We start from the raw sequence: 11932 nt of genomic DNA on the forward strand, positions 1-11932 counted from the left end.
CTCCTGTTATTGCGCTGACGCGTCAGTCATCGAGAGTTTGGCGCGGGTGGTCGCAGGCGGGCTGTTGTGCTGTTCCACCGGATCAACCTGCTGGTCGTTATGCACAAACTGCAATCCGGACACCACCACGCGCTGGTTCTCGCTCAGCCCGGCATTCACCTGCCACAATCCGTGCTGCATCTGGCCGGTCTGAATATCGGCCTCCTGGATTTTGTTATCCGCCCCCACCACATACACGTAAGGATTGCCCTGGCTGTTATGCATGACGGCCGCCTGTGGCACCATCAGGCCATTCTCCTGCACACCCTGCTCAATGCTGCTGTGAACAAACATGCCCGGCAACAGTACGCCCTGATCATTGGGGAACTGGGCACGCAGCGTCACGCTGCCCGTGCCTTCATCCACTTGCACTTCAGCAAACTCAAGGCGGCCTTCCTGTGCATAGGTCGTGCCATCTTCAAGCGTCAGTTTCACCGCCGCCTGATGTGAGTTCACCGCCTTAACCTGCCCGCTCTCTACCGCCCGGCGCAGTTTGAGTAAGTCGCTGGAGGACTGGCTGACATCGACATAAATCGGGTTCATTTGCGTGATAGTCGCCAGCGACGTGCTTTGCCCGTCTGTCACCAACGCCCCTTCGGTCACCGATGAGCGTCCAATACGCCCGCTGATGGGTGCCTTGACTTTGGTGTAGTCGAGATTGACCTGGGCGGTTTTTTCGTCAGCTTTGGCTTGTGCAAAATCGGAGACTGCCGCGTCATAGGTTTGTTTGCTGACAGCGTTCGATTGCAGCAAGGTCTTATAGCGATTGAGCACAAATTCCGCGTTAACCCGCTGTGCATGCGCCTTCTCCCAACTGGCTTCATAGGTTGAAGCGTCAATCTGGTAGAGCTGCTGGCCCGCATGGACTTCCGATCCTTCGGTGAACAGCCGTTTCTCAATGATCCCACTCACCTGCGGGCGGACTTCTGCGGTACGGATAGCCGTGGTGCGTCCCGGCAAATTCATTGACAGGGTAATCGGCTGAGATTTTAACGTGACAACGTCAACCCTGGTGGGCGGTTGTTGAGTGTTCGCCTGATCCGGTTTGCCATCACAGGCAGCAAGCAATAAGCATGCGCATAACAGAGATATCTGGGTTTTCATGGAACGCCTTTTTGAGATCGTTTATTCTCATTTTTTGAGAATGTGTAATCTCGTTTATTGCGGCGAAAAGATCAACGCTTTAATGAAAAATTTACGTTTCGGGGCAACAGGCGCGGGAGCGCGTGGCCGAAGTGGACAGTTTGGGAGCAGTGAAGGAATAAGAGCGTAGGGTTAGGCGGTCAGTGCTGGCATCGGGGAAATACGTATTTTTGATAGAACACGTATGCCGAACAACAACCTTGAAGTCCCATAATGGGACTGGTGTAATGACTCCAGTTTAGAAATGCAAGAGGGATAGCATGAGGCTGATAGTTACAGTCGCGTACCGATTCCAGGCGGTGTACGTAAAGTTTGTCGGAACGCATGCTGAATACGACAAGATAGACGCAAGTACGGTGGAATTATGATGAAATATGAAATCAAACCGATCAGAAATGAAGACGATTACAAAGCCGCACTGGCTGCGGTTTCCCCTCTCTTTGACAACGAACCAGAGATTGGATCTGAAGCGGGTAACTTCCTGGAAGTCATGATTCTGCTGATAGAAAAATATGAGCAAGAGCATTATCCAATCGAAGCCCCAGATCCCGTTGAAGCGATAAAATTCCGTATGGATCAGCAAGGACTCAAACCTGCTGATTTGGTGCCAGCCATTGGAAGAACCAATCGTGTATATGAAGTGCTTAATTATAAACGCCAATTAACATTGCCAATGATCCGCAAACTTCATTCTATGTTCCACATCCCTTTAGCTTCACTGGTTGCTGAGCCGAAACCGCGTCTTGAAGAAGAACACGCGGTAGCATGCTATTGCAAGACATAGCCTCAGCAACACTCTTCTGCGATAACTGGAGTTCACGCATCATCGGTAGCCCCGTTTCCAGGATCATTTCGTCGGCCATTTCACGGATACGGCCCTGGCTTTCCGGAGACCGTGCCGCAATGGCTTCATCAAGATTTCTCATTGTTTTCCTCCAGGTTATTCAGAGGCACCGAGAATTCATCATCGGCGATGTGAATCCTATTGCTCTTAAATATTGTCACAAGATAAGCAGAGTCTTTCCCGCAGAGGAGCTATCAAGCCCCTCTGCCTTGGCCGTTTACTTCAGCGCCTGGCAAGCCGTTGCAATTCTGCGTCCGGCTTCCTGGACACTTTCAATATCCGTCGCAATCGACAAGCGGAAATAGGGCGAGAGCCCATAGGCACTGCCTGCTACGCCAGAAACGCCGCTCTCCAGCAGGTAGTTCAGCACATCCTGTTCGCTCTCGATTCGCTGCCAGTCGGGCCGGGTTTTACCCAGTAAACCGGCGCAGCGGCAGAAGATAAAGAATGCCCCTTCAGGATTCAGCACCTCAATCCCCTCAAGGCGGCGCAAAGGTTCCATGATCGCATCGCGTCGTGCCTGATAAGCGCTACGCTGCGCTGCCAGAAAATCCAGCCCGCCGTTAAACGCCGCCACTGCCGCGGCCTGGCTCACCGCGCTGGCACCCGAGCTATTTTGCGATTGCACCACCACCATCGCCTCAATCAGCGCTTGCGGACCGGCCCCGAAGCCGATGCGCCAGCCGGTCATGGCATAGGTTTTCGACACGCCGCCGACCAGCAACACACGCTCAGCCAAATCGGGGGCTATCTGGAGCAGGCTTACATGCTGGCGGTCGTCAAACAGAATGTGCTCATACAGTTCATCCAGCATGATCAACACATCGGGGTATTCACGCAGAACGGCCGCCAGCGCAGTCAGTTCCTCAGCGCTGTAGACCGCGCCGGAGGGATTACCCGGATTGTTCAGTACCAGCCAGCGGGTCGCGGGGGTGATGGCCTGTTGGAGCTGCTGAGGCTGTAACTTATAGCCTTGCTCAAGGGGACAGGTCAGCAACACCGCTTCGCCGCCGTTGAAGCGCACACTGTCCGGGAACGTCGGCCAATAGGGTACGGGCACAATTACCTCATCCCCTTCATTTAGCGTCGCGGCAAACGCGTTAAAAATAATTTGCTTAGCGCCATTGGCGATGCAAATTTGCTCCAGCCCATAGTTCAGTTGGTTTTCTCGCGCCAGCTTGGCCTGCACCGCTTTTCGCAGCGGTGTTGTTCCCTGAGTGGGCGTATAACGGGTTTCACCCGCTTCCATCGCCGCGACCGCCGCAGCCCGAATGTGCGGCGGGGTATCAAAATCTGGCTCGCCGGTGGTGAGATCCAGAATATCCACACCCTGCTCTTTTAACTGCCGGGTCAACTGACGCGCGGCGGCATTGGCTGAAAGGGACACGGACTGCACACGTTGCGAAAAAGTGATCATACTGCGCTCCATCGGACTGCGGTTAAAAGTGTGTGGTTTCTGTCGCCAGCAGCGCCTGTTCGAGAGATTCAGGCGAGACAGAGAACGGCAAGCGCTGAGCGCTGGTCGCCGGGAATTTAATTTGCTCAGCAATACTGCGGATCACGTCAGCACGCTCGCCGACAAGCGCTGTCAGCTTCAGCGGCATATCGTACTGATGCAGCAGTGCCAGCAGCTCGGCATCCGGCACGCCATCATGCTCAATCAGCGACTGAACCAGTAAGCTGAAACCGACTTTTTCACCATGTAACCAATGGTGCAGCTCCGGTTGATAGGTCAGCCGGTTGTGAATCGCATGCGCGAATCCTGGCGTGGGAAGTTCATCCCGGACACTGTTAGCCAGGCCTGCCAGCACGATATTGGCATCAATAATATTGACCAGTGCCGGAGTGACCTGTTGATGCTCATTGGCGGCCACGGCGGCTGCCCCCTGAGTGCGATAAACCTCTAGCGCACGCTGCGCCGACATCACTTTCAGACTCAGAGCGAGGTCATCAGGACTGTGTCGCAGGTAGGGGATAAATTCATAATATTTCGCCAGTGCATCGACAATACCGGCTTTCAGATAACGCACATCGCTGCGTGCAATCACTTCACTGTCAACCAGCACCAGATCGGGCAATTTCGCCAGCGGCTGGCTCCGTTGATGCCCGCCCTGCGGGGTATAAATAATGGCGACCGGAGACCAGGCCGCGCAAGTAGCCGCTACAGTCGCAAAGTTAACCAGTTTTACTTCCGGCAATTGCGCGGCAACGGCCTTCGCGGTATCCAACACCCGCCCACCCCCGACGGCGAGAATCAACCCGGCCTTTTGCTGTTCGACGGCCGCTTTGAGTGTGGCAATTGCACTGTCAGTACACTCTCCCTGGAGATAATCCACCGTCCAGCGGATGCCGCTGGCCTCCAGGCTGGCGCTTAACTCAGGGTTGACCGCTTGCCATGCTCGCGGTGAGGTGATGATGTGAATGTGCGTGGCATAAGGGTGAATAAATTCACCGACACGGGCGCGTAACCCAGTTTCATGTGCGTAAGCACGGGGGGATTTAATCGCTAACACGTTTCGATCCTGAAAGTGGCAGCAGCGAACCCACCAGGCTCGCTGCAAAAAGAGAGGAAGAGGTACAGGCGAAACTCGCCGTCCATCGGGTTTACTGGAAGATTTCCTGGTTCCGTTTTGCGGTTTTTACTGCGCCGAACCCAATGCCCCAATGGTCGAGGATCTTCTGGTAGCTGCCATCCTTGATCAGCGAGTTCAACGCGGCCTGCACGGCCGGTTCCAGCGCAGAGTCTTTCGGGAAAGCCACCGACACTGGCGCATCATTCACGGAAATCTCACCGCTCAGAGCCAGCGGTTTAATGACTTTCACCTGCCACAGCAGGCCTTCATACGGACCAAAGAACATCGGCACACGACCACTCACCACAGCCTGGACGCCTGCTGGACGATCCGGGAAGACCGAGACTTTGATCGGCGGCTTACCTGCGCTGACGCAGGCTTTGCTGGCCTCTTCCAGTCGGGTAACCTGAGTCGTGCCCGAGCCTGCGCCCACCTCTTTACCACAAACGGCATCAAAGCGGGTGAACGGCGTCACGTTGGCAGATTTCAGTGAGATGATCCCGAGACGGCTGGCGTCATAATAGCTGACGAAGTCGATGATTTTCGCGCGGGCCGGTGTCGCATTCACGTTAGAGAGCGCCACATCGTAGCGTCCTGATTTCAGGCCGGGGATGATGTTGTCGAACCCACCGGTATCGCGCCACTGCACCTGAATACCGAGGCGTTCACCCACCGCATTCATGATGTCGATTTCACGGCCAGCCAGGGTTTTGTTGTCTTCTTTATAGAAGGTGGTTGGCGGCGTATTTGGGTTGGTTCCTGCCACAATAAAACCCCGTTTGGCAATATCGGCGGGCAGCAGTTTGGTCAATGCGGCGTCGGCTTGCACGTGCAGTGAGCTATCCGTTGGCACAGCCTGTTCCGCCGCTAACGCACCGTGGGTGCTAAGCGCGAGCGCGAGTAGCATAAGGCTTCTGATTCGTTTCACTGCCGATGTCTCCTGGTGATAAATAGGTTTCCCCTGGCGGGTGTGCTGTTTTCTTGATGCCCAAATGTGGGCTGGAACAGCATCACTTCTTCGCCATTGGCAGCCACATTCTCTGCCAGCAGACATAAACCACAAATGCGAAAATCCTCTGAGCATTGCCAGATTTAAGCTATCAACATTATCCCCCCTGTTTCGCGCCCGCCATTATCATTTCCGCATAAAAAGGCCATTTTATTAATGAATTCGCAGGCTCATTACCGTTTTCGCACTAAATGGGCAATAAATTATCGTTTTCAACGGTTCGTTAAAGGATTCGCGGTATGTTTCAACGTGTGCAAGAGCGGAAAAAAGGTGCTGGAGATGCCCAACACCGATGCAGAGCGTATCATCGAAGCCATAAAATCGGCATTTGAAGAAGAATAAAGGGGCTTCCAGGTTTGGCTGCCCCGGCCGTTGGGGTAGCGACAACCGCCGGGTCGTCGCTGCTCGTCATGTCAAAAACTCAGCTCACGGATCAGCACCGACTGCACCTGTTTCCAGGCGCGTAGCAGCAGGCTTTGCGCGTCACCGCGCAATACCACGGTGCCGGGCACTACCTGATCGCCACTGGCTTGATCGGGCGGGAGTTGCAGCACCACGCGATACAGCGCCTGCTCCGGCGGTAACTGCCGTTTCTGGCTGTCATTCAGGGTGGCAACCGGCCCGCCGTAGAGGGACGCTAGCTCTGCCAACGGCTGCATATCCGTGATGGCGCTGCGCCCCACTTCCAGCACTTTCACCGGCACGCCACGGCGTAATCCATCCTCGGGCCAGAACATCCCGCTGTCACCCTTGTGCAAACGCTGCCAGTCACGCTCCGCCACCAGGGCTTCCACCGTGCCGCCCTGTTGGCTCACCACCGTACCGATCCAGCTTCCCTGCCCCAGCCAGTCGCCGGGGTGGACGTCAGCATCCTGATCGGCCACTTTGCCGCTAAACGCTGCCCGAATCTCTAACGTCTGTTGCTGTTGACGCAACACCGCCAGACGCTGGCTGGCCGCCTGCTTTTCCTGACGAATGCGTTGGTGATCGGCAGCACTGCGGGCATTGAAGACCTGCCATGACTGCTGCCAGTTCAGGGTTTGCAACTGACGGCTGACCTGATCGCGCTGGTGCGCTTCGTCCAGATCGCTCAGGCGGTACAGTAACTGGCCGCGTGTAACCACCTCGCCGGGTTGCACCGCCAGGGTCGCTAGCTGCCCATCCACCGGCATATAGATCAGCTGCTGTTGCGCCGCCCGCAGTAGCGCGGGGGCATAAACGCTGCGCTGCCACGGCAGCAGCAGAGCGAGCAGCAGCAGGCTGCCCACGGCTAAGGTGCAGCCGCTGCGTATATTCATTCGATAATCCTTACGGCGTGAGAGCCAGACGCGCAATTCAGTCACCACCGGCAGCAGGACAAACCAGCCAATTTCCACCGCAAACAGCAAAATACCCAGCAGCTTGAACGCCTTGTGATACACCAGTAACGCAATACCGGTGAACAGAAACAGCCGGTAAACCCAGGTCGCAAAGGCGTAACTCAGCAGCAGGCGTTGCAGATGGCGCGGCCAGCTTTCAGGGGGTTCATCACCCAGGCCAAACAGCGTTTCACGCAGTTTCCAGCGCGCCAGTGCAAAGGCGCGAGGTTGCAGGTTGGGCACGCCGAGGGTGTCGGAGAGCAGGAAATAACCGTCGAAGCGCATCAGCGGGCTGAGGTTAACCAGCAACGTCATGATCCAGGTGGTGGTGGCCAGCATAAACGCCGCGCTGCGCCACATGCCGTCCGGCAAAAAACTCCAGGCCAGCGTCGCCCAGGCCGCCAGCGCCAACTCGACCAGCATCCCGGCCATCCCAATCGCCAGCCGTTGTCGCCGCTGCGGCAGCTTCCAGCTGGCAGACGTGTCGGTGTACAGCACCGGCATCAGTACCAGAAAGGCCACCCCCAACGTCGAGACGCGCGCGCCAAAGCGGGTACAGGTAAAGGCATGGCCTAACTCATGCAGACATTTGGTCAGCACCAGCGTCGCCCCCGCCAGCAACGCGCCTTGCAGGGTAAAAAAGTGCAGAAAGGTGTGCAGAAACGTTTGCCACTGCTGTCCGGCAAACAGCAGGCCGGTCAGCCCGGCGACCAGGGTTGCCAGCCAGAAGGGACGCCGGTAAAACGTCTCCACCCACGGCAACATCTGCTGCAAGCGGCGATGGGGATGAAACAGCGGGATACGAAAGAACAGATAGTTGTGCAACAACCAGCGCCACCATACCGCTTTTCCCTGCTGTGTCTGGCGTGCAAACTGGCGCACGCTCTCCTCACCGCTGCTGCGTAACAGCGCGTGCTGCTGGAGAAAACCACAAAAGTTTTCAACGTCCTGTTCATCTATCTGCTGCGGCTGGCGTTGATTCACCTCAGCAATCAACCGCTGGCGATCGCCCAGTGACCAGCGAGAGAGCAGCGCCATTTCCAGCCAGCCGAGGCGGAAAAAGCGCCCGCGCAGCGGATCTTCCAGCGTCCAGGCGGGCGATCCATCCCAGTTAGCCGGGCCTTGATGCAGCACCAGCTCTTCTCGCAGTGGCGGCAGGTTTGCGGGCATTACCACACCCCCAACCAGACGCGCAGGGCGGCCCACGGCTTACGTAACAGCCAGGCCCCTAACAACGTGCGCTCACCGTAAATTTTCGCACTGCCTTTCAGGCCGATCTGTTGCAGCGCATCGGGCTTATCGAAACGCGCGCGCAGGTGATACGCCATGATGTTGTCAGGCGTTAACGCCGCACGCCAGCCGATCTGCTCCAGCGTAGCGGCATGGCTGCTGTCCGGTGCCACATTGAGGAACAGGCGCACCTGCGCGCCCGGTTGCAGGGCAATCGCATCGGCGGCAGGCAGTTCAATATCCAGTTCCGTTTCGTGGGGATCGGCCAGCTGCATAATGCGCTCACCGGGGGACACCGTCTTCCCGACCAGGTCGCTGACATCATCAAACAGCGCAATGCCGTCGCGTGGGGCGGTAAGCTCGCTACGCGCCAGCTGCGCCTGTAAATAACTCACATCCGCCCGGCTCGATTCACGGCGGCTGGAGAGCACCGCTAACTGCGCTTTGGCATCGTCATCACTCAGCGCCTGTTGCTGTGCCTGACGGAATTCCGCATCGCTGCTGGCAAACTGCTGCCTGGCACGTTCCAGCTGATTTTGCAGCTCACGCGCGTCGAGACGAACCAATACCTCGCCTTTTTTGACCGCCTGATTGGGTTGTACCACCACCTGATCAATCACGCCGCTTAGCGGAGCGCGAAGTAACGCCGGATGACGAGCCGCCACAAACGCCGGGGCGATCACCGACTGACGTACCGGTATAAACAGCACAGCAATCAGCAGCGCCGCCAGCATCAGGCTCCGTTTCCGCGTCAAACGCGGCGGGCGCAGGCGGTGTTGCGGTTGCAGGCTTTGCCAACAGTGGCCATAGGCCCCCGCCAGCTCCTGCAACAGGCGTAACTCCTCATCACGCCACGGCGTTTCACGCCACAGCAGCAAGGTGACGTTCGCGTTGAGCGGCAGCCACAAACCGTGCTCAGGCAGATACTCCTGCCAGAAAGCGCGGTCAGTGGCCTCGAGATCGCGGCTCTCCAGCCGCTGCGGCTGCCCGTGGTTTTGCTGCCAGCGCTGGCACAGCCGCACCATTTCCTGGCAAAACGGCGCATGGTGATCCGGTGCCTGAATGCCCGAAGCCGCCCGTAGCCGGGTACTGCCGGTTTCCCACAACAACGCCTGACGATAGGGCAGCAGGCGATGGGTCTCGTTCACCATAAAAAACGCCAGCTCGTTCAGACTGCCGAGCGCTCTGGCACGGCTTTGCAGCTGTACCAGTTCACTCAACATCACCAGGCGCGGATCGATCGGCTCAGCCTGCATGATCGTCTTTCCCGTTCGCGGCCGGGAGAGCAAACTGCGCCACCCCGCTCATCCCCGGCAGCAGCGGGCCGTCAACGCCTTTGATCTGACCAAAGACTTTCACCGACTGGCTGACCGCATCGACCGTCGCAGCCAGGCGCGAAATCTGCGCGGTATAGTGCTGCCCGGTTTCATCCAGCAGCACATCAAACGGCGTACCGACGCGCAGCCAGCGCAACCAGTGGGAAGGCACAATCATTTCCAGCTCCAGCGCACTGTCGTCATACAGCGCAATCAGCGGTTTGCCTTCCGGCACGCTCTCCCAGCTGTGGACTTTGGTTTCCGCCACCCGCCCGGAGAACGGCGCTTTTACCGTGCAACGTTCCAGCATGGCGCGGTTCACCGCGCTTTCTGCCTGAGCCATTCCCACGGCGGCCCGCGCCTGATCCACCTCCGCCACGCTGATGGCATTCAGCTTGTCGAGGCGGCTGGCCACGGTGAGTTTTTTCCGCGCCGCCTGTTCGCTGGCGTTGGCATAGTTCAGCTTTTGCTGGAGCACGCTACAGTCAAAACTCAGCAGCACTTGCCCCTTCGTGACGCGATCGCCCTCTTTCACCATCAGTTGATTGATGCGGGCAGCGATGCCGCTGGCGAGCGTCGTTTGCTGCACCGCGCTGAGCTGCACGCGGATCGGATCGACGGCAGGTTCCGCCGCCAGCGCCCGATCGGCGAACGTCAGCATTAATAAGCACCAGAGGAAGCGCTGCCCGGTCACTGTGCGCCTCCGGAAAGGGAGTTGAGATTACTCCACAGATTGTCGGAAGAGACGGCGTATACCTGCTGCTGCGGGGGTGTCACCGGGCGCGGAGGTGGCACAACAGCAACCGGCTGTATGACAGGTTTTACGGGCTGCGGCGTAGGCGCACTCTGCGGACGAAGGTTCAGCGTGGGCACGGCGATGGTGCCGTTTTCAATACGCTGATTCTGCTGCGCTACGCTGTTGCTGAGCGCGGCAAGGCTGGTGCCGCTGACGCGATCGGGCAGGCTATCTAACCCGGCGGACTGGTAAACGCTGCCGAGGGCATTCTGCATCGCCGCATAGCTGCGATCCCGGGCGCGCAGGGTCAAAATGGTTTCCGTGCTGACGCGCACCTGCTCCATCTGGGTCGCGGCCTGGCTGCGGTAGCTGTCATCGGTCTGCTGCTGAATGCCCTGCTGCAAACGCGCCAGCTCCTGATAGCGGCCAAACATCTGCGCGCTGCTCTGGTACTCCTGCCAGGAGACGTTCACCTGGGCGAGCACCGCCATCCGCATCGCCTGGCGCTGCAATTCAGCCAGCTTTTCGGCTGATTCACCGGCACGTTTCACCGGCGACCAGGCCAGTACGTTCAGCAAGTTGCCGCTGACCTGTACCCCGGCACTCGCCCAGCCGTGATTAACCAGATAGCTGTTGCTGTCGCCGTTGAGACCGGCAAACAGATTTGCCCCCGGTAACAGACGCAGCAGAGAACGGCGTGTCTCCAGCACCGCATTACGGGCCTGATAGCTCTGCTCACGAATTTCCGGACGCTGCACCATGGAGAGGTTTTCCAGATCGCCAAGGGAGTAGCGCAGTTTCGGCACACTCATGCTGCTTTCGCTCGGCACCACCAGGGTAAAATCGCTGGCAGGTGGCAGGTTCATCAGCGCGGCAAGGCGGGTTTTCGCCAGGGCCAGGTCGCTGTCGACCACCTCTAACTGGCGCACCATCTCCAGCATGTTTTTCTGGAAGCGCAGGGATTCCAGTGGCGGCAACAGACGTTCCTGCTCGGTGCGGTGCGCATAGGCCAGCGTCTGGCGCGCCTGTCCCAGCGCCTGAATCACCTGCGGGCGCAGTCGCTGAGCGGTTGCGGCTTCCCAGTAGGCGGTGCGCACCTGGCGGGTGATATCGGCCACCACTTTTCGGCGGCGCTCTTCGGCTTCCAGCGTCTTGTTAGCCTGCATGCGCGCATTGACGTAGCTGATACCCAGATCCAGCAGGTTCCAGCTCAGCGTCAGGTCACCGGTGCGCGAGGTCTGGTCCTGACTGGTGGAGGATTCCAGCGACTGCTGACCGGTGGTGACGGACTGGCTGCTGGAGGCCGCGACGTTATCACGGGTCTGCACCCCGGCACGGGCGGCGAGGCGTGGCAGCATATCCAGCCCGGCCACATCACGCATATCGTCTTGCATCGCCTGTTCCTGCAACGCCACGCGCTGCGCGAGGTTGTACTTCAGCGCCCGGGCGATCGCTTCATCCAGCGTGACCGCACCGTGAACCGGCTCCTGATTGGCAAACATCTGGTTGCGATCCTCCATCGCCTGCGCCACCTGCTCTTGCGTGGTCATCGCCTGAGGGTGTACGCCGCATCCGGCCAGCAAGGTACAGGCGATGATCACCGCCAGTGGTAAACGGCGCGGCATACGCAGTGGAGATCCCGAGGTCACAGTAAGCATTTGAGAGTCGTGCACAGAAAAAAGTC

10 protein-coding genes and 1 pseudogene are annotated in these 11932 nt (G+C 58.2%); 2 read left to right on the forward strand and 9 right to left on the reverse strand.

Features of this window, described 5'->3' with window-relative positions; genetic code table 11:
• Window positions 1-6: 6 nt before the first annotated feature.
• The gene (locus tag F3J40_RS07755) at window positions 7-1143 is read right to left on the reverse strand and encodes an efflux RND transporter periplasmic adaptor subunit (protein ID WP_167013448.1); all 1137 of its coding nucleotides are present in this window, start codon (window positions 1141-1143) and stop codon (window positions 7-9) included.
• Between the two features lie 299 nt (window positions 1144-1442).
• Between F3J40_RS07755 and F3J40_RS07760 the strand changes: the two genes are divergently transcribed.
• Both F3J40_RS07760 and F3J40_RS07765 read left to right on the forward strand, forming a co-directional pair.
• On the forward strand, window positions 1443-1550 hold the full coding sequence (locus F3J40_RS07760; protein ID WP_167013450.1) for a type II toxin-antitoxin system HigB family toxin: 108 nt from the start codon (window positions 1443-1445) through the stop codon (window positions 1548-1550).
• Window positions 1550-1966 carry a helix-turn-helix domain-containing protein gene (locus F3J40_RS07765; RefSeq protein ID WP_167013825.1) on the forward strand — a complete coding sequence of 139 codons (417 nt, stop codon included), beginning with the start codon at window positions 1550-1552 and terminating at the stop codon, window positions 1964-1966. Before F3J40_RS07760 ends, F3J40_RS07765 begins: the two co-directional genes overlap by 1 nt.
• On the opposite strand, the pseudogene F3J40_RS07770 reads toward F3J40_RS07765, so the two are convergent.
• From F3J40_RS07770 to F3J40_RS07805, 8 genes and pseudogenes are all read right to left on the reverse strand, one after another.
• A pseudogene (locus tag F3J40_RS07770) lies at window positions 1962-2108 on the reverse strand (transcriptional regulator); the annotation flags it as partial. The gene F3J40_RS07765 and the pseudogene F3J40_RS07770 sit on opposite strands and share 5 nt — an antisense overlap.
• Before the next feature lie 135 nt (window positions 2109-2243).
• Window positions 2244-3443, reverse strand: a complete 1200-nt coding sequence (locus F3J40_RS07775; RefSeq protein ID WP_167013452.1) for an aminotransferase class I/II-fold pyridoxal phosphate-dependent enzyme — start codon at window positions 3441-3443, stop codon at window positions 2244-2246.
• 22 nt (window positions 3444-3465) lie between these two features.
• Window positions 3466-4539, reverse strand: coding sequence for an iron-containing alcohol dehydrogenase family protein (locus F3J40_RS07780; protein WP_017345916.1), 1074 nt, complete (start codon window positions 4537-4539; stop codon window positions 3466-3468).
• A gap of 91 nt (window positions 4540-4630) precedes the next feature.
• Window positions 4631-5506, reverse strand: a complete 876-nt coding sequence (locus F3J40_RS07785; RefSeq protein ID WP_205297282.1) for an ABC transporter substrate-binding protein — start codon at window positions 5504-5506, stop codon at window positions 4631-4633.
• A 515-nt stretch (window positions 5507-6021) separates the two neighbouring features.
• Window positions 6022-8136: an HlyD family efflux transporter periplasmic adaptor subunit gene (locus F3J40_RS07790; protein ID WP_167013455.1), complete on the reverse strand. Its 2115-nt coding sequence runs from the start codon at window positions 8134-8136 to the stop codon at window positions 6022-6024.
• Complete coding sequence (locus F3J40_RS07795) at window positions 8136-9452, reverse strand: efflux RND transporter periplasmic adaptor subunit (protein WP_167013457.1); 1317 nt, start codon at window positions 9450-9452, stop codon at window positions 8136-8138. Before F3J40_RS07795 ends, F3J40_RS07790 begins: the two co-directional genes overlap by 1 nt.
• Window positions 9442-10173 carry an efflux RND transporter periplasmic adaptor subunit gene (locus tag F3J40_RS07800; protein ID WP_036645277.1) on the reverse strand — a complete coding sequence of 244 codons (732 nt, stop codon included), beginning with the start codon at window positions 10171-10173 and terminating at the stop codon, window positions 9442-9444. Before F3J40_RS07800 ends, F3J40_RS07795 begins: the two co-directional genes overlap by 11 nt.
• 29 nt (window positions 10174-10202) lie before the next feature.
• A complete protein-coding gene (locus tag F3J40_RS07805; protein ID WP_240155335.1) occupies window positions 10203-11906 on the reverse strand; it encodes a TolC family protein in 1704 nt (567 codons plus the stop codon).
• Window positions 11907-11932 lie beyond the last annotated feature (26 nt).

This window comes from Candidatus Pantoea multigeneris (assembly GCF_011752615.1).
In the GTDB taxonomy this organism is placed as follows: Bacteria; Pseudomonadota; Gammaproteobacteria; order Enterobacterales; family Enterobacteriaceae; genus Pantoea; species Pantoea multigeneris.